This window comes from Kitasatospora sp. NPDC058190 (assembly GCF_042883685.1).
GTDB lineage: Bacteria > Actinomycetota > Actinomycetes > Streptomycetales > Streptomycetaceae > Kitasatospora.
Map to the genome: position 1 here is coordinate 1 of NZ_JBHVVI010000038.1, position 21,017 is coordinate 21,017.

The 21,017-nt window shown below is 70.5% G+C and carries 22 protein-coding genes and 4 pseudogenes; 16 read left to right on the forward strand and 10 right to left on the reverse strand.

Annotation, left to right across the window (positions count from 1 at the left end; translation table 11 throughout):
- On the reverse strand, positions 1-1,840 hold a 1,840-nt coding region (locus ACFVWU_RS18925; RefSeq protein WP_387622021.1), incomplete at its 3' end, for a type I polyketide synthase.
- A 272-nt stretch (positions 1,841-2,112) separates the two neighbouring features.
- On the opposite strand from ACFVWU_RS18925, the gene ACFVWU_RS18930 reads away from it, so the two are divergent.
- Positions 2,113-2,436 carry a hypothetical protein gene (locus ACFVWU_RS18930; RefSeq protein WP_387622024.1) on the forward strand — a complete coding sequence of 108 codons (324 nt, stop codon included), beginning with the start codon at positions 2,113-2,115 and terminating at the stop codon, positions 2,434-2,436.
- A gap of 51 nt (positions 2,437-2,487) precedes the next feature.
- Here ACFVWU_RS18930 and ACFVWU_RS18935 read toward each other — a convergent pair whose 3' ends face one another.
- Positions 2,488-3,525 carry a GDP-mannose 4,6-dehydratase gene (locus tag ACFVWU_RS18935; RefSeq protein ID WP_387622027.1) on the reverse strand — a complete coding sequence of 346 codons (1,038 nt, stop codon included), beginning with the start codon at positions 3,523-3,525 and terminating at the stop codon, positions 2,488-2,490.
- A 193-nt stretch (positions 3,526-3,718) separates the two neighbouring features.
- The gene (locus tag ACFVWU_RS18940) at positions 3,719-4,699 is read right to left on the reverse strand and encodes a GlxA family transcriptional regulator (protein WP_387622030.1); all 981 of its coding nucleotides are present in this window, start codon (positions 4,697-4,699) and stop codon (positions 3,719-3,721) included.
- Between the two features lie 71 nt (positions 4,700-4,770).
- Between ACFVWU_RS18940 and ACFVWU_RS18945 the strand changes: the two genes are divergently transcribed.
- Both ACFVWU_RS18945 and ACFVWU_RS18950 read left to right on the forward strand, forming a co-directional pair.
- Positions 4,771-5,445 (forward strand): HD domain-containing protein, encoded by a 675-nt coding sequence (locus ACFVWU_RS18945; RefSeq protein WP_387622033.1) that lies wholly within the window; start codon positions 4,771-4,773, stop codon positions 5,443-5,445.
- 47 nt (positions 5,446-5,492) lie between these two features.
- Positions 5,493-5,915 (forward strand): RidA family protein, encoded by a 423-nt coding sequence (locus ACFVWU_RS18950; RefSeq protein ID WP_387622036.1) that lies wholly within the window; start codon positions 5,493-5,495, stop codon positions 5,913-5,915.
- A gap of 139 nt (positions 5,916-6,054) precedes the next feature.
- Here the strand turns inward: ACFVWU_RS18950 and ACFVWU_RS18955 are convergent.
- The 3 genes and pseudogenes from ACFVWU_RS18955 to ACFVWU_RS18965 all read right to left on the reverse strand — a co-directional run.
- Positions 6,055-6,463: pseudogene (locus ACFVWU_RS18955) on the reverse strand (hypothetical protein); the annotation flags it as partial.
- Positions 6,464-6,587: 124 nt separating this feature from the next.
- A complete protein-coding gene (locus tag ACFVWU_RS18960; RefSeq protein ID WP_387622038.1) occupies positions 6,588-6,827 on the reverse strand; it encodes a DUF6296 family protein in 240 nt (79 codons plus the stop codon).
- A gap of 145 nt (positions 6,828-6,972) precedes the next feature.
- Positions 6,973-7,890 carry a polyphosphate kinase 2 family protein gene (locus ACFVWU_RS18965; protein WP_387622041.1) on the reverse strand — a complete coding sequence of 306 codons (918 nt, stop codon included), beginning with the start codon at positions 7,888-7,890 and terminating at the stop codon, positions 6,973-6,975.
- Positions 7,891-8,180: 290 nt separating this feature from the next.
- On the opposite strand from ACFVWU_RS18965, the gene ACFVWU_RS18970 reads away from it, so the two are divergent.
- The 3 genes and pseudogenes from ACFVWU_RS18970 (at position 8,181) to ACFVWU_RS18980 (ending at position 9,181) form a co-directional block, all read left to right on the forward strand.
- Positions 8,181-8,336: a hydrophobic protein gene (locus ACFVWU_RS18970; RefSeq protein WP_380616291.1), complete on the forward strand. Its 156-nt coding sequence runs from the start codon at positions 8,181-8,183 to the stop codon at positions 8,334-8,336.
- Between the two features lie 108 nt (positions 8,337-8,444).
- A pseudogene (locus ACFVWU_RS18975) lies at positions 8,445-8,603 on the forward strand (CsbD family protein); the annotation flags it as partial.
- Positions 8,604-8,722: 119 nt separating this feature from the next.
- Positions 8,723-9,181 (forward strand): SRPBCC family protein, encoded by a 459-nt coding sequence (locus tag ACFVWU_RS18980; RefSeq protein WP_387622044.1) that lies wholly within the window; start codon positions 8,723-8,725, stop codon positions 9,179-9,181.
- 29 nt (positions 9,182-9,210) lie between these two features.
- On the opposite strand, the gene ACFVWU_RS18985 is transcribed toward ACFVWU_RS18980, so the two are convergent.
- The gene (locus tag ACFVWU_RS18985) at positions 9,211-9,591 is read right to left on the reverse strand and encodes a hypothetical protein (protein WP_387622047.1); all 381 of its coding nucleotides are present in this window, start codon (positions 9,589-9,591) and stop codon (positions 9,211-9,213) included.
- Here ACFVWU_RS18985 and ACFVWU_RS18990 point away from each other — a divergent pair.
- Both ACFVWU_RS18990 and ACFVWU_RS18995 read left to right on the forward strand, forming a co-directional pair.
- Positions 9,506-9,685 carry a hypothetical protein gene (locus ACFVWU_RS18990; protein WP_387622199.1) on the forward strand — a complete coding sequence of 60 codons (180 nt, stop codon included), beginning with the start codon at positions 9,506-9,508 and terminating at the stop codon, positions 9,683-9,685. The two genes, ACFVWU_RS18985 and ACFVWU_RS18990, sit on opposite strands and share 86 nt — an antisense overlap.
- Positions 9,673-10,155: a hypothetical protein gene (locus tag ACFVWU_RS18995; protein ID WP_387622202.1), complete on the forward strand. Its 483-nt coding sequence runs from the start codon at positions 9,673-9,675 to the stop codon at positions 10,153-10,155. The genes ACFVWU_RS18990 and ACFVWU_RS18995 overlap by 13 nt, the downstream gene beginning before the upstream one ends.
- Here the strand turns inward: ACFVWU_RS18995 and ACFVWU_RS19000 are convergent.
- A pseudogene (locus ACFVWU_RS19000) lies at positions 10,155-10,370 on the reverse strand (DUF6328 family protein); the annotation flags it as partial. The gene ACFVWU_RS18995 and the pseudogene ACFVWU_RS19000 overlap by 1 nt on opposite strands.
- A gap of 187 nt (positions 10,371-10,557) precedes the next feature.
- Between ACFVWU_RS19000 and ACFVWU_RS19005 the strand changes: the two are divergent.
- Positions 10,558-11,157 (forward strand): hypothetical protein, encoded by a 600-nt coding sequence (locus tag ACFVWU_RS19005; RefSeq protein WP_387622049.1) that lies wholly within the window; start codon positions 10,558-10,560, stop codon positions 11,155-11,157.
- An 85-nt stretch (positions 11,158-11,242) separates the two neighbouring features.
- On the forward strand, positions 11,243-11,428 hold the full coding sequence (locus ACFVWU_RS19010; RefSeq protein ID WP_387622052.1) for a hypothetical protein: 186 nt from the start codon (positions 11,243-11,245) through the stop codon (positions 11,426-11,428).
- A gap of 199 nt (positions 11,429-11,627) precedes the next feature.
- Here the strand turns inward: ACFVWU_RS19010 and ACFVWU_RS19015 are convergent, their stop codons facing one another.
- Both ACFVWU_RS19015 and ACFVWU_RS19020 read right to left on the reverse strand, forming a co-directional pair.
- On the reverse strand, positions 11,628-12,185 hold the full coding sequence (locus ACFVWU_RS19015) for a hypothetical protein (protein WP_387622054.1): 558 nt from the start codon (positions 12,183-12,185) through the stop codon (positions 11,628-11,630).
- Between the two features lie 62 nt (positions 12,186-12,247).
- A complete protein-coding gene (locus tag ACFVWU_RS19020) occupies positions 12,248-12,820 on the reverse strand; it encodes a hypothetical protein (RefSeq protein WP_387622056.1) in 573 nt (190 codons plus the stop codon).
- 681 nt (positions 12,821-13,501) lie between these two features.
- Between ACFVWU_RS19020 and ACFVWU_RS19025 the strand changes: the two genes are divergently transcribed.
- The 6 genes and pseudogenes from ACFVWU_RS19025 to ACFVWU_RS19050 all read left to right on the forward strand — a co-directional run bounded on the left by ACFVWU_RS19025 (position 13,502) and on the right by ACFVWU_RS19050 (position 20,875).
- Positions 13,502-13,906, forward strand: coding sequence for an STAS domain-containing protein (locus ACFVWU_RS19025; RefSeq protein WP_387622059.1), 405 nt, complete (start codon positions 13,502-13,504; stop codon positions 13,904-13,906).
- A pseudogene (locus tag ACFVWU_RS19030) lies at positions 13,903-14,013 on the forward strand (DUF6296 family protein); the annotation flags it as partial. The gene ACFVWU_RS19025 and the pseudogene ACFVWU_RS19030, both read left to right, overlap by 4 nt.
- A gap of 360 nt (positions 14,014-14,373) precedes the next feature.
- Positions 14,374-16,161 carry a thiamine pyrophosphate-requiring protein gene (locus ACFVWU_RS19035; RefSeq protein ID WP_387622188.1) on the forward strand — a complete coding sequence of 596 codons (1,788 nt, stop codon included), beginning with the start codon at positions 14,374-14,376 and terminating at the stop codon, positions 16,159-16,161.
- Between the two features lie 3 nt (positions 16,162-16,164).
- Entirely contained in the window at positions 16,165-19,254 is a 3,090-nt protein-coding gene (locus ACFVWU_RS19040; protein WP_387622061.1) for an FAD-binding and (Fe-S)-binding domain-containing protein, read from the forward strand.
- On the forward strand, positions 19,251-19,769 hold the full coding sequence (locus tag ACFVWU_RS19045; RefSeq protein ID WP_387622064.1) for a DUF1360 domain-containing protein: 519 nt from the start codon (positions 19,251-19,253) through the stop codon (positions 19,767-19,769). Before ACFVWU_RS19040 ends, ACFVWU_RS19045 begins: the two co-directional genes overlap by 4 nt.
- Positions 19,766-20,875, forward strand: coding sequence for an enolase C-terminal domain-like protein (locus ACFVWU_RS19050; protein WP_387622067.1), 1,110 nt, complete (start codon positions 19,766-19,768; stop codon positions 20,873-20,875). Before ACFVWU_RS19045 ends, ACFVWU_RS19050 begins: the two co-directional genes overlap by 4 nt.
- Positions 20,876-21,017: the final 142 nt, after the last annotated feature.

The following is a 21,017-nucleotide window of genomic DNA, read 5'->3' on the forward strand; positions in this document are numbered from 1 at the left end:
GGTTCAGGGCGTCCTCGTCGGCACCCCAGATCACGTCGCGCAGCGGCGCGCCCGGCCGGCCTTCGAGCTGGACGTCGAGTCGGGTGAGCACCTCGTCCAGCGCGGCGGCGAACACCGGGAAGCGGGCGGCCAGTTCGCGGCCCATGCCGAGGCGCTGCGAGCCCTGGCCGGCGAACAGGAAGGCGAGCTTGCCGCGCCCCTGGGTGGTGCCGAGCACCCCCCGGCCGTCGCCCTCGCCGTCCGCGAGCGCGGTGAGCGCCGCGACGGCCTCGGCGCGGCCGGCCGCTGTGACGACGGCGCGGTGTTCCAGGGCGGCGCGGGTGGTGGCGAGCGCGTGGGCGAGGTCGGCGTCGGAGCCCTCGGCGTCCGTCGCCAGGAACGCGACCAGCCGCTGGGCCTGGGCCCGCAGCGCCTCGGGGGTGCGGCCGGAGACCAGCCAGGGCAGCATCCCGGCCTCGACGGCCCCGGACGCGGGCGTCTCCTCCGCCGCCGGGGCCTCCTCGATGATGGCGTGCGCGTTGGTGCCGCTGAGGCCGAAGGACGAGACGCCCGCCCGGCGCGGCTCGGCGCCCTGCGGCCACGGCGTCGCCTCGGTCAGCAGCCGGACGGCGCCGGACGCCCAGTCGACGTGCGTCGACGGCTCGTCCACGTGCAGGGTGCGCGGCAGCAGCCCGTGCCGCAGCGCCAGCACCGTCTTGATCACCCCGGCCATGCCCGCCGCGGCCTGGGTGTGGCTCAGGTTCGACTTCACCGAGCCGAGCAGCAGCGGGCGCTGCGGGTCCCGCCCGCGTCCGTAGGTGGCGAGCAGCGCCTGGGCCTCGACCGGGTCGCCGAGGACGGTACCGGTGCCGTGCGCCTCGACCGCGTCCACTTGGTCGGCGGAGAGCCGCGCGTTGCGCAACGCCTGCTCGATGACGCGCTGCTGGGACGGCCCGTTGGGCGCGGTGAGCCCGTTGGAGGCGCCGTCCTGGTTGACGGCGGTGCCGCGCACGACGGCCAGCACCCGGTGCCCGTTGCGCCGGGCCACCGACAGCCGCTCCAGGACGAGCACGCCGACGCCCTCGGCCCACCCGGTGCCGTCCGCGGAGTCGGCGAAGGAGCGGCAGCGGCCGTCCGAGGCCAGGCCGCCCTGGCGGGCGAACTCGACGAAGGTGGTGGGGGTCGACATGACGGTGACGCCCGCGGCGAGCGCCATGCCGCACTCCCCCGCGCGCAGCGACTGCGCGGCCAGGTGGAGCGCGACGAGCGACGACGAGCACGCGGTGTCGACCGTGACGGCCGGGCCGACGGCGCCGAGGACGTAGGAGAGGCGGCCGGAGATCACGCTGGTCGCGTTGCCGGTCAGCACGAAGCCGTGGACGTCGTCGTCCGGCCCGGTGCGGTAGTCCTGCGGCATCGCGCCGACGAAGACGCCGGTGCGGGTGCCGCGGACGCTGCTCGGGTCGATGCCCGCGCGCTCGATGGCCTCCCAGGACGCCTCCAGCAGGACGCGCTGCTGCGGGTCCATGGACAGCGCCTCGCGCGGCGAGATGCCGAAGAAACCCGGGTCGAAGTCGGCGGCGCCCTGCAGGAACCCGCCCCGGACGTCGACCGGCCCGTCCGCCGGGTCGAGCTCCCAGCCGCGGTCGGCGGGCAGGCCGGTGATGCCGTCCTCGCCGGCGACGAGCATCGCCCAGAGGTCCTCGGGAGCCGTGACCCCGCCGGGGAAGCGGCAGCTCATCCCCACGATGGCGATCGGCTCCCGGGCGGCCGCCTCCAGCTCGTCCACCCGCTGCCGGGAGCGCTGGAGGTCCGCGCTGGCCCGCTTGAGGTAGTCCCGGAGCTTCTGTTCCTTGTCCATCATCGACGCAACCCATCTGGAAGACCGGCGAACGGCAGGGATCCGCTTGAGGACGGCCCGCGTGCCCGGCACGCGCGGCGCTCGCATTCCCGCACTCCAGCGCCCAGTCTCGATCGGGGCCGCGCCGAATTTCCCTAGGGTCTGTCGATCATGTCCGAACGGGCCTCGGACTCTAGGGATTTGCCGGGCCGTTCGGCTGGATCGTCAGTTGCGCGAGCCATGGGTGCGGCCCGACCGGGCCGAGCGCCCCGACGTCGACGAGGATCACCGCCATGCCCGAACCCTTCCCGCACGGCGACGCACCGAGAGTGCCGCTGCCCTCCACCGAGGGCACCACGGACCCGGCCGCGGCCGAGCTCAGCGAGCTCAGCGAGCTCGACGAACAGCTGATCGCCCAACTGGTCCACCGCATCCGGCTGGCCCGCGGCCAGCAACTCAGCCGCCGCGCCGCCGGATTGCCGACCACCAGCCTCGCGCAGGAGAACGCGATGCTGCGCCGCTACGCCTCCCGGCTCGGCGACCAGGGCGCCGGGATCGCGCTGGCGATCCTGGAGCTCTCCCGGCCGCCGAGCGGGCGGGCCGTCGAACAACGGTAGGGCGGTGGGGATTTCGCGTCCCCACCGCCCTTCCGTTGTGCCCGGCCGGTGTCACCAGCGGGCGCCGGCCAGCACCTCGTCGTAGTCGCGGGCCACGCGCGCCTGTTCCAGGTCGGACTCGACCATCATCCGCATGAGCTCGGGGAAGTCGACCTTCGGCTCCCAGCCCAGCGTCTCCCGCGCGTTGCCGGCGTCGGCGCAGAGCGTCTCCACCTCGGCGGGCCGCACGAGCCCCGGGTCGACCTCGACGTACCGCTCCCAGTCGAGCCCGACGCACTCGAAGGCGATCCGGGCCGCGTCCCGCACCGAGTGCATCCGCCCGGTGCCGATGACGTAGTCGCCCGGCTCGTCCTGCTGGAGCATCAGGTGCATCGCCCGGACGTAGTCCCCGGCGAAGCCCCAGTCGCGGACGGCGTCGAGGTTGCCGAGCAGCAGCCGGTCCTGCAGGCCGAGCTTGATCTGCGCGACCGCGAGGGAGATCTTCCGGGTCACGAACTCGGCCCCGCGGCGCGGCGACTCGTGGTTGAACAGGATCCCCGAGACCCCGTACATCCCGTAGGACTCGCGGTAGTTGCGGGTGATGTAGTGACCGTAGGTCTTCACCACGCCGTACGGGCTGCGCGGGTGGAAGGTGGTCCGCTCGTTCTGCGGGGTCTCCGCCACCATGCCGAACATCTCGGAGCTGGAGGCCTGGTAGAACCGGATCCGCCCGGGACCGCCGGCGGAACCGGCCGGCTTGTTGATCCCGCTGACCATCCGGATCGCCTCCAGCACCCGCAGCACGCCGGTGCCGTTGACCTCGGTGACGAGTTCCGGCTGGCGCCAGGACATCGGCACGAAGGAGATCGCCCCGAGGTTGTACACCTCGTCCGGCTGGATGGTGTCGACCGCGGAGACCAGGCTGCTCTGGTCCATCAGGTCGCCGTCGACGAACCGCAGGTCCGGGATCAGCCTGCTGACCCGGTCCTTCCTCGGGTTGGCCTGCCCCCTGGTCAGGCCCCAGACCTCGTATCCCAGGGAGATCAGGTGCTCGGCCAGGTACGACCCGTCCTGACCGGTCACCCCGGTGATCAGTGCACGCTTGGACATCCGTTCCCCTTCAGCCACTGCTCGCGGAGCGCTATCGGCACGGCCAGCGAACCAGAGGTGAGGCTAAGGAATTTGCGAGACTTCCGACGCACGCCGCCCCCGCACGTCCCGTCCGCGGGCAGGTCGTCGCTCTGGCGACAGCGATGCAGCAGCGACCCGCCTGTGAAACCCTTCAGTGTCGTGGTGGACGTTCTCAGTCCGAGGGCGTGACCGCTGGTGAACAGGCCGGACTGCGCGACGTCGAGCGTGTGAAGGTGCGGCGGTAGGCGGTGGGGGTGGTGTCCAGTGCGCGCCGGAAGTGCAGCCGCAGGTTGGCCGCCGTGCCCAGCCCGCAGTCCCGCGCCACCTGTTCCACCGAGCGGTCCGTGGATTCCAGCAGCTCCCGCGCCCTGCCCAGCCGGGCGTTGAGCATCCACTGCAACGGGGTCGTGCCCGTCTCCTCGGTGAAGCGGCGCATGAAGGTGCGCTGCGAGAGGCCCGCGTGCCGGGCGAGCACGCGCAGCGTGAGCGGCTCGCCGAGCCGCTGCAGGGCCCATCCACGGGTACCGGACAGCGACGCCTCGCCGGCCACCGCGACGGGAGCCGGCACGTATTGGGCCTGCCCACCGTCTCGGTGCGGGGCGGCGACCAGACCGCGGGCGATCTGGTTGGCCATTTCCGCGCCCAGGTCGCGGCGCACGATATGCAGGCACAGGTCGATGCCGCAGCACACCCCGGCCGAGGTGAGCACGTCGCCCTCGTCGACGTAGAGCACGTCGCGGTCGACCGAGACGGCCGGGAAGCTCCGCTCGAACTCGTCGATGTGCTTCCAGTGGGTCGTGGCGTGCAGCCCGTCCAGGACGCCCGCCGCGGCCAGCGCGAAGGCGCCCGTGCAGATCGACACCACACGCTTGCCTAGGTCGCGGGCTCCGGCCAGTGTCTCGAGCACGGCGTCCGGCAACGGGAGGATCGGGTCGAATCCCGGCACGATCACGGTGTCGGCGGTGCTCACCCGCTCCAGGCCCTCGTCGGCGACCAGGGCGAAACCCGCGCTGGTGGCCACCTTCGGCTGCAGCGCGCACAGGGTCATCTCGTAGGGGGTTTCCGGCCGGGTGGTGAAGATCTGTGTCGGGATCGCCAGGTCGAGTGGGGTGACCCCGTCCAGCGCCAGGACTGCGACTCGATGCACTGCCATGGCAAGATTCTAGCGAAGTGAGGAAATTTTGCCTCTCACCAGGTCAGGGCGGTCCCGGCCAGGCTGAAGACATGACCGGACCTACCCACGAGGCGACCGCCGACCTGATCACGCTGCCCGGCACACCGCTTGCCGACGCCGTCATGAACCTCATCCGACCGGTGGAAACGCCGTCCGTCTTCAACCACAGCATCCGCAGCTACCTGTTCGCCCGGCTGGTTGCCGACCGCCTCGGCCTGGTCGTCGGCCACGACTACCAGGACGACCTGTTGTTCGCCGCGTGCGCGATGCACGACCTCGGCGTGGCGTCGGACGGCCCGCACAACCAACGGTTCGAGGTCGAAGGCGCCGACCGGGCCGCCTCATTCCTCATCGACCGCGGAGTACCCGCAATCGATGCCGACCAGGTCTGGCAGGCCATCGCCCTCCACACCTCCCCGGGTATCGCAGAACGCCGTGGCACGCTGTGCGTGCTCGTCCGCGAGGGCGTCGCACTCGACTTCGGTGGCCCAACCGGCGCCGACCACGTCGACGCCGTCACGGACGAGCAGGCCGACGCCGTGCACGCCGCCTATCCACGGCTGGACATGATCCGCTCACTCACCGACGCGATCGTCGCGCAGGCCGCGAAAGACCCGAAGAACGCACCCCGGTACACGATCCCCGGCGAATTCCTCCGTGAACGCGAGACCTTCGGCCGGACCCGGCTGGAGCACGCCTGCCGTTCGTCCCGCTGGGGCAACTGACTCCACGGACTCCACGACCGCGTCACCAAAGAAAAGGAAGCACCGCAATGACCGTCCACACCGTCGCGATCCCCGAGGACAACACAGTCTTCGGGCAAACCACCAGCGCCTTCGCAAGCTTCGGCTATTCCGCCGCGGTCCGCGCGCACGGCCTCTTGTTCATCGCCGGAACGATCGGTCGCCGCGCCGACGGAACCATCCCGGACACCATCGAAGAGCAGACCGAGATCGCCATCCGGAAGATCGAAGAGATCCTTCGACTGGAGAACCTCGACCCGTCCGCCCTCGTCGACGTCACCAGCTACCACGTCGACATCCGCCGGCACTTGCCCGGCTTCATCGCGGCCAAACAGCGCCTCGTCAAGGCGCCCTACCCGAGCTGGACGATCATCGGGGTCAGCGGCCTCGCCAGCCCGGGACTCCTCGTCGAAATCCGCGCGACCGCCGCGTATCCCGCCGCATCCCGGTAGACCGCCGCTCCTGGGCCAGCGCCCGGGTCCAGGAGCCCGTCGCGACGGACGTGAGGTTCGTTACCGTACCAACGGGCCGTCACAGCGGCCGGACGCCCGCTCGATCTGCCGGCTCCGTCACCTCGAAGCGCCGAATTCAGTAAGCCTTATCTGCGGCGACCGCGTCGGGGCGGGTGTGCGAAGGCGGCCGAGGGGCCCGCGGACCCGGACCTTTTCAGCACGGGGATGAACGTCGGGCTGTCGGCGGTCTGCCCCTCGGTCAGGACGAGCGCCAGTGGGCGGCACTTTCGGTCGCCAGCGACGTGGACCTTGCTGGTCCGGCCGCCCCTGGAGCGTCCGAGCATGGCGGCCTTCAGCCGTGGCTTCCGTCGGCGTCGGGTGCGCCGCCGTTCCTCCCGTTCCGGGCCGTCTCCGGCGGTCTGCCTGGTTTGTTCCTCTGGGCTGCCCCCTTTTTACCGGGCCTTCTCCGCCTCGTCGGCGGCCTTCTCCAGGGCCGCCAGGGCGTCGGGGCCCAGGTGCATCCCGGCGGCTGAGCTTTGCCCCGTGATGTGGACGCCCTGACACTTGGATCTTGTCGATTCAGGACAGCGGCGTCCCGTAGGATCACCCTCGCCGCATGAAACTCCGGTGTCCATGTCCCGGGGGAAGGCTCAGTCCGGCGCGGCCACCAGCTCAGGGCAGCGGGTGTGCGTGCGGTGGTGTCCCTGGCTCGGGCAGGCCGTCGCTGTCCAGGAGGAATACCACGCCGTCCGCTGTGATCTCCGCCAGGACCCCCCGGTCGTCCGTGTAGAGGGGGTGGCCGTGCGGACCGGTCTCACCGGCTCGCACGTGCACCGCGATGACTGGCTGCTCATCGTGCGCGCCTTGGGGCCCGGGAAACGTCAGCACCCAGCGCTTAGGGATCTCGTCCATCCCTCCACGATCCGCCTTGGGTGGAGGACGCGCATTCGTGGGTGTTGCCAAGCTCGGGGTGCACGGCGAGACCGACCGTTTCAGAACGGCACCGCCACACTGCCATCACCCAGGCCACCGCATCCCACGGGACACCTACTGACTGTCATCGAGGCTCGACGCCCTCGGCAGCCTCCGTCTCCAGCAGGCGTTTGGTGGTACGCAGTTCCTTCCGGGTCTTCTCGTCCACCGCGGGGTAGTGCGGGTCGACTTCCATCAGGGCGTGGATGAGGATTCCGACCGCGCACATACGCGCGAACCACTTCCGGTCGGCCGGGACAACGTACCAGGGAGCCCACGCGGTGCTCGTCGCCGACAGCATCGCGGAGAACGCCTGCTGGTAGTCGTCCCACCACTGCCGTTCTCGGACGTCGGCGGCGGAGAACTTCCAGTTCTTCTCCGACCGCTTGATTCGCTTCAGAAACCGGAGCCGCTGCTCCTCCTTCGAGAGGTTGAGGAAGATCTTCACCACCTTGAAGCCGTTGTCGGTGAGGTAGCGCTCCCAGTCATTGATCTCCCGATAGCGGCGCTCCCAGACCCCGGGGCTCTTCGCCTCGGCAGGGAGCTTCTGCCGGTCCAGGTACTCGGGGTGGACCCGCACCACCAAGACTTCCTCGTAGTGGGAGCGATTGAAGACCCCGATCTCCCCGCGGGCCGGCAGCCTTTGGGCGTAACGCCAAAGGTAGTCATGCTCGAGCTCCTCGGCCGAGGGAACCTTGAAGCTGCTCACCCTGACGCCCTGCGGATTCACTCCGCTCATGACGTGACGAATGGTGCTGTCCTTGCCTCCGGCGTCGATCCCCTGCAGACAGAGCAGGACGCCGTACCTGGCCTCGGCGGCCAGCCGATTCTGGTACTCGGCCAGCAGCGCCACGCCGGTGCGCACGAGTTCGACGCAATCGCGCTTCTTCATACCAGCGCTGTAGCGAGGATCGAAGTCCTCGGCCACATCGATCTCCGACCCCGGCTTCACCTGCAGCGGCTTGATGAACTCGGCGATCTGTTTGGCTGTCTTGTCCGACATCGTCGATCAGTCCCTCTCCAGTCAGGGCGCGCAGCGTCGGCCAGCGCTCGGCCCGGATCGCTTCCCAACTGGTATCTGTTCACCTTCGACCCGGCCTGCATATCCGTCAAACGGCGGCCGCCAGAACCGATCGGGGAGATTTCGGATCGCGTACGTGCCCCGTCCCGCCAGGTCCGTCCGAACCACTCCGAGCCAGCGCCAGGCTGCCCCCGTCAACATGCGCGAAGTTCGGGGGTGTACACCCCGTTGAACGGGGCAGGCGCGGTGGGTGATGAAGGAGGTTGTGGATCATGTTGCTCCTCGTTCTGGTCCTGCTGCTGGCACTCGTGCTCGGGGGTGCGGGATTCGCAGTCCATGTGCTGTGGTGGGTCGCCCTCGCCGTACTGGTGCTGTGGATCCTGGGCTTTGCACTGCACGGGGCCGACGGCCGTTGGTATCGCTGGTGACGAGCGGCTGTGAGATCGACTGGTTGACACGGATACGTTCACGCCGGGACCCGCAAGCCGTGCGGCTGCGCGAGGACGAGGAAGGCGGTGCTCATGGGCACGTAACGCAAGGCGGAGAACGCCACCGAAGCGCTGAAGGGGAAGGCGAAGGAAACCGTTGGCAAGGCCGTCGGTGACCGACGGATGACCGCCGAGGGAAAGGGCCAGCAGACCAAGGCCGACGCCAAGCATGCGCTGGAGAAGATCAAGGATGCCGCAAGGCATTGACACCGAGCAGCGCGGCCCGGGTCATCCGAGCGCCCGGCAGGGGTGCTCGGGCCGGGCCGGGCCGCGCCAGCTTCCACCGGACCGCCGAGGTGGCGGTCCCCGTTTCCCGGAGGTGTCCCATGAGCATGGTGACGCAGTCGATCGACGTCGAGGTGCCGCTGCACACGGCGTACAACCAGTGGACCCAGTTCGAGGAGTTTCCGCAGTTCATGGAAGGCGTGGAGGAGGTCCGTCAGATCGACGACCGCCACAACCACTGGAAGACGAGCATCGCCGGTGTGGAGCGCGAGTTCGACACCGAGATCGTCGACCAGCTGCCCGACGAGCGGGTGGCGTGGCGCACCGTGTCCGGTGAGGTCACGCAGATGGGCGTGGTGACGTTCCAGCGCCTGGACGCGGATCACACGCGGGTCAAGGTGGCCATGGACTTCGAGCCGGAGGGGATGGCGGAACGGAGTGCGGACGCGCTCGGTGTGCTCGATCGGCGGGTGAAGGGCGACCTGAAGCGCTTCAAGGGGTTCATCGAGGAACGCGGCCTCGAGAGCGGCGGGTGGCGCGGCCGGATCTCTCCGGGATGAGCGGTGGATCACGGGCAGACGGCCGAAAATCATTCCCCTGGAGACGATGCCGGCCACGCACCGCGGGGCGGAGGCTGCGCGGTCGGCATGGATCCGGCCCTCTGCTGCGTGGCCATCGGCTGACGGAGGTCTCCCGGAGGGCTTGGCGGCGCGGCCGGGAGATCGAGTTGCTGCACCGGTCGCTGGCGTTCGCCACGCTGATATTCCTGACCCTGGCGCGGTTGCTCATGGTGATCGCCGCGGCCCCGGCCCACGGCCCGCGGCATCACGGACTGGATCGCCGACGGCCTCGGACTGTCGCCGCGCGGCAGCCGGGCGGTCAGCATGCTGTTCAGCTCTCGCGGGCAGATCCTCAGCACCACCACCGCCTTCAGCCTTGCCGCCGTCGCCGCGTTCGGGATCTCGCTCACCGGCGTGATCCAGACCGTCTACGAGCGGATCTGGCGGCTTCACGCCGGTGGGGGCACCAGATGTGGCGGCGAGCGGTGGCAGTGGGCGGCGTGACCGCGTATCTCGTCATCGCTGCCTGGAGCGGCGTGCCGTGGCGTCGCACGGCCGCCCAGCCCGTCCCGCGGATCCTCGCGACCCTGATCGGAGGCCTGCTGCAGTTCTGGTGGCTTCCGCACCTCCTGCTCGGCAGGCGGGTACCGTGGCGCGGCCTGCTGCCGGGCGCGGCCTTCACTGTGGCCACGCTGGTCGGCTTGCGGTTCTTCTCCTGGCTGGTCTTCGCGCCGCCGCTGGTTTCCAACGCTATCTCGTACGCGGCGGTCGGGACCGTCCTGGTGGTCCAGTCCTGGCTGACGTGGTGGCCACGAGGAGTGGGAAAGCGGTTCGGCCTGGCGGCGACAGCGCGGCCCGTGGTTGTGGCCGACCGAGCCGCGCGGTGCTTCGTTTCCGGATGGGCCGGCCGGAGCTCGGCTACGGCGATCAGCGTGCCGGTGGCGACAGCGCCGAGGACCACCGTGACGTTGTAGAGCGTCCGGTCTGCCGGACTGATCTGGATGAACCTAGGGGTGAACAGCACGCTGATCAGGAAGCCGAAGAGGATCTGCGCGTCGGTCTGGGCGACTCTCACCTCCTGGAGTATCTCGCCCCCCTTGTGGTCCGCCTTCTCCTCCGATTCTTGCCCCCTCGTCGTCGTTGTCTCCCACCGTTCGTCACTTCGCGCTGCCCTCGCCGCCATCCTCATGATCCGGAATCACCCGGAGCCCCTAGGCAACCCCGCCCCCTCCTGGCTATCGGTGTCATGCAATTCGCCCAGTTGTCCTGGGGTGCATGAGCCACACCCGGGTGGCATCCGCGAACCGGGGAGCCGACGAAGGGGAGCGGTCGTGTGGGCCTCAGCCAACTGCGCCGGGCACGGGCAGTATCCTCCGGTGACCACGGCAGCCGCGCTGCGGCAGCCGACCGGCCCAGGACGGGACGTGCGGGATGCCTCCACGCGCTACCTCATGTACGGGCTGCTGCCCGCGTTGATCGTGCCGGCCGCGGCGGACCGGGTACTGCACCGCCGCGTCCAGGACACCGCGTTGCGCGAATCGGCGATCCATCTGACGATGATGGCTGGGGTCGGCCTCCCGGCGGTCACCATCCTGCTGTGCGAGGTCGATCCGGCGGTGCCGCTGCTGCTCACGGCGGGCGCGGGCGCGCACGAGCTGCCGGGACTGAGGAACGTGCGCACCGCGCAGGACGCCCACCGTGAGGTGTCGGTGGCCGAGCAGCACGTCCACAGGCTTCCTGGAGGAGGCCCTGCCGCCGACGGCACTGTCGATCCTCGGCTGCCTGCACCCCGACGAGCCGCGGGCACTGCGCGAGGGCATGACGGGCCGCCGACCGTTGAGGCTCCGGCCAACCTGGCGGCGGCCGCCGCCGCCCTCCCGCTGCCTCCCCGGCGTCAGCGCCGCAACCGCCGTGCTCGCCGCCCTGCACGGAGAGGAGCTCCTCCGCTGCCTTCCTGCCCGCCGCCGCGGGCGTGACGGCGAATTGCTTGCCTGCGGATGGACAGACGCGCGCCACCGCGTGCGCACCGAAATCCGCCAGACCTCACGAGAGGACGGGGCCATGAGCGCCCGAAAGAAGAACGACACCCCGCAGCCTGACGAAAACACCCCGCAGTCCGACGAGAAGACACGGGAGCGGTCCGCAGAGGAACGCCACATCGTCGCCCCCACACCGAAGGACGTCCGAGCCAAGGCCGAGGACGACGAGACCCCCGAGCCGCCGCCAGCCGACACCCAGGCACCGTGACCGCCAGCCGGACGGCAGCCTACCCACCGGGCGCAAACCGCTGCCCTGGCCGATGTCGGTCAGGGCAGCAGCGGGGTGCCGCCAGTGGAATTTGAGGATCTCCCGACTTCGTCATCGGCTGGGACCGGCTCACCGCCCCCTGCGCGCGGTGGCACGAGCAGCCGCTGGATCGACCCCGCCACTGCACCGGCGACCGGACTCAGCTGCTGAGCAGCCGGTTGAAGAAGGACCGATACTGCTGGAGTGCCAGCCGCAGGTCTTCGGTCTGCACCTCACCCCCACGGTTCCACTGCTGCTCCAAGCCTCGTTTGTGGCCCGAGAAGGAGGCAGCCAGGCGCTGCATCAGGTCAGCGACCAATACATCCGCCGAGCGCACCGCTTCCTGGGGATCGTCGACGAACTTGCTCTGGATCTCCTGCCAGCGGGACCTGAGCTCATGCTCGTCCTCCGGGGCGAACAGCGGCTCCTCACCAGCGCCCCGGGGGGGCTCGCTCGGCTGTTCTGCGGTCTCCTGCTCCCTAGGGGTTCCGCCCTCGTCGGCGCTCTCCCGGCTCTCGGGCTCTCCCTTCTCCGCCCGTCCGGCTTCCTCCTCGGCGAGTCCACCGGTGGCCTCGCCCGGGTACACCGGCCTCTCCTCCGCCGTTTCCGTCTCCTGCCGGTCCTGGCCCACGGGTTCCTTCTCCGTCTCGGGGGAACGGGCCAGATCCTCGGTGGTCAGGCGCTCTTCGTCATTCTTGGTGCTGCCTTCGTACTTCATCTGCTTGATTCGCTTTCATCGTATTGGTGGCCACTACCGCTTCGCGCGTTCCGGACGCCGTCTCACCTCCGGTCGCCCCTCCGACCGCCGGTCGACCCGCGATGACCGTTACCGAGCAATTCGTCGAAGAGCTCGCGGTAGTGCACCATCGCGCCGCGGAGCTCCTCGGTGGTCGCGTCGTGGTCACGGACGTGCTCGTTTACCGCGTGGGCCGCCCGGAAGTGCTCCAAAGTGCGTCCATGCTCCACGGACAGGTCCCGGACCTTCTGCTCGTAGCCCTCCGTCGGGTAGCCGCGCTCATGCATGAGCACGGTCACGAGCCGGTCGGCCTGCTGCACCGCCTCGCCTGGCCGGTCCACGAACTGCCGCTGGACCTGTGTCCAGTCCTTGGCATACCGGTCCCGCATCGTCTCCGGCAGCGGCTTGATATCAAGGTGGTCGTGGCGCTGCTCGCGGGCACGCAGTTCCCGATCTGCGGCGAACCTGCTCTTTGAGCGCTGGACGGTCCGGTCGTATTCGGGTCCGAAGCGCTCCTGGAGCCGGCGGCGCCGGATGAGGTACCACGTTGCAACGGCCAACAGAATGAGAACAACCGCAATGGGAACGATGATCGCAATAAGCGTTCCTGTGGACATCGGGTCCTCCCTGAGGCTCTGATGGCCAGAGCGGGTGCCCGGAATCGGCGACTCAAAACTCGGTAACGGGATCGAGACTGCCTGCTCTGCCGTTCCGTCGACGTTTCCCGTTTCAGGGGGGCGGGCAGCTGCGGCTGTTCCTCAGATGAGCGGGACGACGAGCAGGAGCAGCGCGTTCTCGCGCAGGGCGGCGGCGTAGTCGTGGTGGTCGTCGAAGGGGCCTGAGACTACTGCGCCCCCTGCCTGGAGATCGTCGCCCAGGCCATGGTGTGTGCGGGTGCCGCATAGTGGCTGCGTCGACCGGCCGTCGTCCGGCGGTCGCCACGCGAGCCGCCGGATCCTGGCACCGCCTGGGGCTGTAGTACACGGCCGGAGATTCAGTCGCAACCGGTGTCCGGCCACCGGCCAGCCGGTCATCCCCTGTCCCGGCTGTGGCCGGGCCCCAATCTGCCGTGCATGAACCACTGCGGCCTCGTCCGGATGCTCCCTCACGAGGTGACGTACCGTTACGCCGAGGTGCGACCTGGAAGGTGGACCGCTTGGGCGGGACTGGGCCGTCCACCAGACGTTGCCGGGCTTGGTTTGAGCGGTCGGCTTCGGCAGCGCAGGGGGTGGTTTCGACGCGGGCGGCGGGGCAAGCTCGAAGGCGGACAGCTTTCCTCACCAGGAGGGAGCCCACTCATGTCCGAGCAGACCCCCGCGAACACCGGCAACGCCGTCTGGCCCATCCTGCGGATCACCACACTGGCGACCGACGAGGCCGTCGTCTGCCGCGTGGAAGGCGAGATCGACCAGGCCCAGCAAGCGAAGCTGGAGAACGCCCTCGCGCGCGCCGTCAGGGATCGCCCGCCCCAGCTGGTCGTCGATCTGGCCGGTGTCACCTTCTGCGACTCCTCCGGCCTGAACACCTTTCTCCAGACCCTCCAGGACACCACACTGGCCGGCACCCGACTCGTCCTGGCAGCCCTCTCACCGCAGATCCGCCGACTACTGGAGATCACCAGCACCGACGAACTGTTCACCATCCGTGACAACGTCCACGCGGCCCTCCACACCGACCGTCCGCATCAGCGGGGCCGGCCATGAACCTCCCGTCACGCTACGCGATCACCCTGCCTGGCGTCCCCGGCGGTCACGCCCCGCCGGAAGTCGTCTTCGTCCACGCCACCGGCCAGACCACCCGAGACGGCCAGTTGGTGTTCGCGGACGCCGCCGGCGTCTTCCGCGTCGACATCGTGGCCGGAATCGCCCGCCCGCGCACCAGGCGAGCCGCTCGTCCGGGAGCTGGTCGACGATCTCGGTGTCGAACTCGCGGCTCGCCCCGGCAATCTCACGCCTTTCCACCGGGTGGGGCACCGACCTGCGGCCGTTCGGCAAGTCTCTCTGGGTCGAGTGCCCGCTGCGGTGATACTGCCCAGGACCCTGGCAACCCTGACGCTCTGCCACCCCGCTTCTCGCCGGGCGGGTTTCACACCGGCGCCGACGGGTTACCCGCGCACACGGGCCCCGCCCCGGTGCCCAGGGCCAGAACCGCGCTGTGGAGGAGTTGGGTGATGAAGGTTTCCGACTACGTGCTCGAGCGGCTGCGCGACTGGGATGTCGAGTACGTCTTCGCCTACCCTGGCGACGGCATCAACGGGCTGCTGGCCGCGTGGGGTCGCGCCGAGGACCGGCCCCGGTTCATCCAAGCGAGGCACGAGGAGATGGCCGCCTTCCAGGCCGTCGGGTACGCCAAGTTCTCCGGCCGCACGGGCGTCTGCGCCGCGACCTCCGGTCCGGGTGCGATCCACCTCCTCAACGGCCTGTACGACGCCAAGCTCGACCACGTCCCGGTGGTCGCGATCGTCGGGCAGACCGACCGCAGTGCCATGGGTGGCTCCTACCAGCAGGAAGTCGACCTGCTCGCCCTGTACAAGGACGTGGCCTCGGAGTTCTGCGAGATGGTCACCGTCCCCGCCCAGCTGCCCAACGTCCTCGACCGGGCCATGCGCATCGCCGCGACACGCCGCACGGTCACCGCGGTGATCATCCCCGCCGACGTGCAGGAACTCGACTACGAACCGCCGGCGCACGCCTTCAAGCAGGTCCCCTCCAGCCTCGGCATCCCGCACTACGCCCCCGTCCCCACCGACGAGGATCTGGCGAAGGCGGCGGAGATCCTCAATGCGGGCGAGAAGGTGGCGATGCTGATCGGGCAGGGCGCCCGGCACGCCCGCCCCGAGGTCGAGCAGGTCGCCGACCTGCTCGGCGCCGGCGTGGCGAAGGCCCTGCTCGGCAAGGACGCGCTGCCCGACACCCTGCCGTACGTGACCGGCTCGATCGGCCTGCTCGGCACCCGGGCCTCCTACGAGATGATGCGCGACTGCGACACCCTCCTCGTGGTGGGCTCCAGCTTCCCCTACACCCAGTTCCTGCCCGAGTTCGACCAGGCGCGGGCGGTGCAGATCGACCTGGACCCGTCCATGGTCGGCCTGCGCTACCCGTTCGAGGTCAACCTCGTCGGCGACGCCACCGAGGCGCTGCGCCGTCTGATCCCCCTCCTGGAGCCGAAGGCGGACGGCAGCTGGCGCAAGACGGTGGAGGACAACGCGGCGCGCTGGTGGGAGGTCATGCAGCGCCGCGCCGAGGTCACCGCGGACCCGGTAAACCCCGAGTACGTCGTCCACGCGCTGGACGCGCTGCTGCCCGAGAACGCGATCGTGGCCGCGGACTCCGGCTCGGCCGCCAACTGGTACGCCCGCCACCTGCGCTTCCGCGACGGCATGCGCGGCTCCCTCTCCGGCACCCTCGCGACCATGGGGCCTGGGGTGCCGTACGTGATCGGCGCGAAGTTCGCCCACCCCGACCGGCCGGCGATCGCGATCGTCGGCGACGGCGCCATGCAGATGAACGGCCTCGCCGAACTGATCACCGCCGCCAAGTACTACCAGGAGTGGTCCGATCCACGCATGGTCGTGGCGGTGCTGAACAACCACGACCTGAACCAGGTCACCTGGGAGATGCGCGCCATGCAGGGCGCACCGCAGTTCGAGCCCTCGCAGAGCCTGCCCGACGTGCGCTATGCCGACGTCGCCCGCATGTTCGGCTTGGACGGGGTCCGGGTCGAGACGCCCGACGAGGTGGAAGCGGCGTGGCGTCAGGCGCTCGCCGCGGACCGGCCGTTCGTCATCGACTTCCGCACCGACCCTGCGGTGCCGCCCATCCCGCCCCACGCCACCTGGGACCAGATCAAGGCCGCCGCCTCCGCCGTTCTGCACGGCGACAGCGACCGGGCCTCCGTGGTCCAGCAGGGTGTGAAAGCCAAGATCCAGGATTTCCTGCCCGGCAGCGGGCGGAGCTGAGCGATGCCCGACCGTCGGAAGGGAGACCTCGCCGGTCTGGAGGTGAACCTCGCCGTACTGGAGCGCGCGCTGCGCGCGGAGGTGGACGGCGAGGTCCGGTTCGACGCGGGCAGCCGCGGCGCGTACGCGACCGACGGCTCGAACTATCGCCAGGTCCCGCTCGGTGTGGTCGTGCCCCGCACGGTGGAGGCCGGAGCCGTCGCGGTCACCGTGTGCTCCCGGTTCGCCGCCCCGGTGCTCTCGCGCGGCGGGGGCACCAGCCTGGGCGGGCAGTGCACCAACACCGCGGTGGTCATCGACTGGACCAAGTACTGCAACCGGCTGGTCTCGGTCGACCCGCAGGCACGGACCTGCGTGGTCGAACCGGGCATCGTCCTCGACGAGCTCAACCGCCAGCTCGCCCCCCACGGCCTCACGTTCGGGCCGAAGCCCTCCACGCACAGCCACTGCGCGTTGGGCGGGATGATCGGCAACAACAGCTGCGGCGCCTCCGCCCAGGCCTACGGCAAGACCGCCGACAACGTCCGCCGCCTGGAGGTCCTCACCTACGAGGGCGCCCGGTTCTGGGCCGGTCCCACGACCGGGGAGGAGTACGCACGGATCGTCGCCACAGGCGGACCACAGGCACGCCTGTACCAGGGACTGCGCGACCTCACCGCCCGTCACCTGGCGGAGATCCGCCGCGGCTATCCCAAGATCCCGCGCCGCGTCTCCGGCTACAACCTCGACGCTCTGCTGCCCGAGAACGGCTTCGACGTGGCCCGCGCCCTCGTCGGCAGCGAAGGCACCCTGGTGACCTTCCTGCACGCCGAACTGGAACTGGTCGACGTGCCCGCCGCCGAGGCGCTTCTCGTCCTCGGCTTCGACGACATCTACGCCGCCGCCGACGCCGTCCCCACCCTGCTCGACCACAGCAGCCCCACACAGCTGGAGGCCATCGATGGGCGCATGGCGCAGCTGATGCGCGAGGAGCACGCCTACCTGGACTCCCTGGAACGCCTGCCCGCGGGCGACAGCTGGCTGATGGTGCAGTTCACCGGCGACACGAAGGAGCAGGCGGACGCCCAGGCGTACGAGCTGCTGCGCGCGATCGGCCGGGACGAGGACGATGCGTCGGTGGCGCTGTCCGACGATCCCCCGCGCGAGCACGAGATGCTCAAGGCCCGCGAGGCGGGCCTGGGGGTGACCGCACGGCCGCCCGACGGGTCCGAGACGTGGGAGGGCTGGGAGGACTCCGCGGTGGCTCCGGAGAAGCTGGGCGTCTACCTGCGCGATCTGGAGCGGCTCTTCGACCGCTACGGCTACCAGCAGGCTTCCCTGTACGGGCACTTCGGGCAGGGCTGCGTGCACACCCGTATCCCGTTCGCCCTGCGCGAGGGCAAGGGCATCGAGGCGTTCAGGGCGTTCCTGTTCGACGCGGCCGACCTGGTCGCCTCCTACGGCGGCTCGTTGTCGGGCGAGCACGGCGACGGGCAGGCCCGCGGCGAACTGCTGCCCCGCATGTTCACCCCCCAGCTGGTCGAGGCGATGGGCGAGGTCAAGGCGCTGTTCGACCCGGGCAACCGGATGAACCCCGGCAAGGTCGTCCACCCCCACCGCGTCGACGACGATCTGCGCCTGGGCCCCGACTGGCGCCCCGCACCCCGGCAGACGCACTTCGCGTTCGCCGACGACCGGCACGACTTCTCCCAGGCGGTGCTGCGCTGTGTGGGCATCGGCAACTGCCGCACCCACCGGGGCGGAGTGATGTGTCCCTCCTACCGCGCCACCGGGGAGGAGGAACACTCCACCCGCGGCCGGGCCAGGCTGCTGTTCGAGATGCTCGGCGGCCACGACGACTCCCCGGTCACCGCCGGGTGGCGCTCCCCCGAGGTCCGCGACGCCCTCGACCTGTGCCTGGCCTGCAAGGGCTGCAAGTCCGACTGTCCGGTCGGCGTCGACATGGCCGCGTACAAGGCCGAATTCCTCGCCCACCACTACGGGGGCCGGCTGCGCCCGGCCGCTCACTACGCGATGGGCTGGCTTCCCCTGTGGGCACGGCTGGCGCGCACGGCGCCGGGCCTGGCGAATGCCGCCCTACAGGCCCCCGGCCTGGGGCGTATCGGGAAGATGCTCGCTGGCGTCGACCCGCGCCGCACCGCACCGCCGTTCGCCGACCGGTCGTTCCAGCAGGACTGGCGCCGCTCGGGCAGGCCGCAGCCGGATCCACGGGATCCACGCGCGGTACTGCTGTGGCCGGACACCTTCACCAACAACTTCCACCCGCACATCGCCCAGGCGGCCGTCCGGGTACTGGAGGACGCCGGCTTCCAGGTCGCCGTCCCTGACGGGCCGGTGTGCTGCGGCCTGACCTGGATCTCCACCGGCCAGCTCGTCACCGCCCGCCGCGTCCTGAAACGCACCACCCGGATCCTGCGACCGTGGCTGGAAGCCGGCACGCCGATCGTCGGCCTCGAACCCTCGTGCACCGCGGTCTTCCGCGACGACGCCCCCGACCTGCTGGCCGGCGACCAGGACATTCAGCGCCTGGCCGCGCAGATGCGCACCTTCGCCGAACACCTCGTCCACCACGCCCCGGACGGCTGGCATCCCCCGCAAGCCGGCAGGGCGGCGACCGTGCAGACGCACTGCCACCAGCACGCCGTCCTCGGCACCGATGCGGACCGCGAACTGATGCGCCGCGCCGGCGTCGACGCCACCGTGCTCGACGAGGGCTGCTGCGGCCTGGCCGGGAACTTCGGCTTCGAACAAGGACACTACGACCTCTCCCAGGCCATCGCCGAACAGGGCGTCCTGCCCGCAGTGCGCGACACCGCCTCCGACGCCCTCGTCCTGGCCGACGGCTTCAGCTGCCGCACCCAGATCGACCAGGCCGACACCGGACGCCAGGCCCTGCATCTGGCCGAAGCCCTCGCCCTGGCCCTGGACGGAGAGCTGCCCGACGACCACCCCGAACAGACGGTTCCCCGCCCGCAGCCTCATCCTGCAGCAGCCCGCCTGCTGAGCGCAGGCGTCGCCGGCGCCTTGGCCGGCCTGGCCGCGGGAGGAGTGCTTGCGGCTCGCCACCGCCGCCACACCCGGAGGGCGACATGATGAGATCCCTGCACCAGCGGCTGCATCGCGAGGCCCGCACCTACAGCGGCGATGACGACCGCCCCCTCGCCTCCTACGCCGGTCTCATGGGCGTCTACGCCACCGCCACCGCCGGCGTCGCCGCTGCCGCCCGGGCCACCGGCCGTGCACTGCCCGATCCGACCCCGTGGGACGTCACGCTCACCGCGCTGGCCACGCACCAGCTGTCCCGTCTGATCGCCAAGGATCCGGTCACCAGCCCGCTGCGCGCACCGTTCACCCGTTTCGAAGGCACCACCGGGCCGGCCGAACTGGCGGAGGACGTGCGCGGCACCGGCGCCCGCAAAGCGGTCGGCGAGCTGGTGACCTGCCCGTTCTGCACCGGCCTGTGGGTCGCCACTGCCTGCACCGCCGGGTCGATCTTCGCGCCGCGCGCCACCAGACTCGTCACCGCCACACTCGCCGCCCTGGCGGCGGCCGACTTCCTGCAGTTCGCCCGCACGGCGGCCCAACACGTAGCCGACGACGCGTCATGACCACCGATGCCGCCGCGACCGTCGAGGACCTGCGCGCGCAGGTCCTCGAATTCCCCACCGACGCCCCGGAGGCCGACGGCACCCTCGCCTGGGAATCGACCACCATGGTGCTGGTCCACGCCCGCAGTGGGGACACCGCCGGCCTGGGCTGGACCTACGGCGCTCCCGCCACCGCCCAGGTGATCACCGGTCAGCTGCGCGATCTCGTCGTCGGCCGTCCGGTCTTCGACATCCCGGCCGCCAACGAAGCGATGAGCCGCGCCGTGCGCAACACCGGCCGCCCCGGCCTGGTCGCCGCCGCCATCTCCGCCGTCGACATCGCCCTGTGGGACCTCAAGGCCCGCCTCCTCGACATGCCGCTGGTCGACCTGCTCGGCGCCGCCCGACGCGAGGTGCCCGTCTACGGCAGCGGCGGTTTCACCACCTACGACCACCGCCAGCTGGCCGACCAGCTGCGGGGCTGGGCCGGGCAGGGTCTCACCCGCTTCAAGATCAAAATCGGTGAGGGGTGGGGCGCCCGGGAACGGCGGGACCTGGAGCGTACCGAGCAGGCCCGACAGCTGATCGGCGACGACGCCGATCTCTACGTGGACGCCAACGGGGCCTACACCCGTAAGCAGGCAGTCCGCCTCGCACGCTCGCTCGCCGGGTGCGGGGTGAGCTGGTTCGAGGAGCCCGTCTCATCCGACGACCTGGCCGGTCTCGCCCTCGTCCGCGACGCGGTCAGCACCGACGTCGCGGCCGGCGAGTACGGCTACGACCTGCCCTACTTCGCCCGCTTGGCCCCGGTCGTGGACTGCCTGCAGGCCGACGCCACCCGCTGCGGCGGCATCACCGTGTGGCTGCGCGCCGCCGCCCTCGCCCAGGCCCACAATCTCCAGCTGTCGGGGCACTGCGCCCCGCACGTCCACGCCCATGCCGCCACCGCGGTGCCGAACCTGCGCCACCTGGAATGGTTCCACGACCACGTCCGCATCGAGCACCTGCTGTTCGACGGCGCCCTCAGCCCCGACGGAGGCATCCTGCGCCCGGGACAGGAAGGCCGACCCGGCCTCGGGCTGAGCCTGCGCGGCAACGTTGCCGAGCGATACCGTGCCCCGCGCTGACGCGGACCGGCGTGTCCTGGAACGGGCTCGCTCAGTACGGCAACGGACGCCCCGAGGGGGTCCGCAGGTCGAGCGGAGGCCGCGGGCGCTGCGGGGCGGGACGCTTGACCACCCTGATCCCGGTCATCTCCGTCACCTCCTT

Coding starts and splice junctions, on each gene's coding strand:
- ACFVWU_RS18930 (WP_387622024.1), top strand. CDS start 2,113: ATGCCCGAACCCTTCCCGCACGGCGACGCACCGAGAGTGCCGCTGCCC.
- ACFVWU_RS18935 (WP_387622027.1), bottom strand. CDS start 3,525: ATGTCCAAGCGTGCACTGATCACCGGGGTGACCGGTCAGGACGGGTCG.
- ACFVWU_RS18940 (WP_387622030.1), bottom strand. CDS start 4,699: ATGGCAGTGCATCGAGTCGCAGTCCTGGCGCTGGACGGGGTCACCCCA.
- ACFVWU_RS18945 (WP_387622033.1), top strand. CDS start 4,771: ATGACCGGACCTACCCACGAGGCGACCGCCGACCTGATCACGCTGCCC.
- ACFVWU_RS18950 (WP_387622036.1), top strand. CDS start 5,493: ATGACCGTCCACACCGTCGCGATCCCCGAGGACAACACAGTCTTCGGG.
- ACFVWU_RS18960 (WP_387622038.1), bottom strand. CDS start 6,827: ATGGACGAGATCCCTAAGCGCTGGGTGCTGACGTTTCCCGGGCCCCAA.
- ACFVWU_RS18965 (WP_387622041.1), bottom strand. CDS start 7,890: ATGTCGGACAAGACAGCCAAACAGATCGCCGAGTTCATCAAGCCGCTG.
- ACFVWU_RS18970 (WP_380616291.1), top strand. CDS start 8,181: ATGTTGCTCCTCGTTCTGGTCCTGCTGCTGGCACTCGTGCTCGGGGGT.
- ACFVWU_RS18980 (WP_387622044.1), top strand. CDS start 8,723: ATGAGCATGGTGACGCAGTCGATCGACGTCGAGGTGCCGCTGCACACG.
- ACFVWU_RS18990 (WP_387622199.1), top strand. CDS start 9,506: ATGCTGTTCAGCTCTCGCGGGCAGATCCTCAGCACCACCACCGCCTTC.
- ACFVWU_RS19010 (WP_387622052.1), top strand. CDS start 11,243: ATGAGCGCCCGAAAGAAGAACGACACCCCGCAGCCTGACGAAAACACC.
- ACFVWU_RS19015 (WP_387622054.1), bottom strand. CDS start 12,185: ATGAAGTACGAAGGCAGCACCAAGAATGACGAAGAGCGCCTGACCACC.
- ACFVWU_RS19020 (WP_387622056.1), bottom strand. CDS start 12,820: ATGTCCACAGGAACGCTTATTGCGATCATCGTTCCCATTGCGGTTGTT.
- ACFVWU_RS19025 (WP_387622059.1), top strand. CDS start 13,502: ATGTCCGAGCAGACCCCCGCGAACACCGGCAACGCCGTCTGGCCCATC.
- ACFVWU_RS19035 (WP_387622188.1), top strand. CDS start 14,374: ATGAAGGTTTCCGACTACGTGCTCGAGCGGCTGCGCGACTGGGATGTC.
- ACFVWU_RS19040 (WP_387622061.1), top strand. CDS start 16,165: ATGCCCGACCGTCGGAAGGGAGACCTCGCCGGTCTGGAGGTGAACCTC.
- ACFVWU_RS19045 (WP_387622064.1), top strand. CDS start 19,251: ATGATGAGATCCCTGCACCAGCGGCTGCATCGCGAGGCCCGCACCTAC.
- ACFVWU_RS19050 (WP_387622067.1), top strand. CDS start 19,766: ATGACCACCGATGCCGCCGCGACCGTCGAGGACCTGCGCGCGCAGGTC.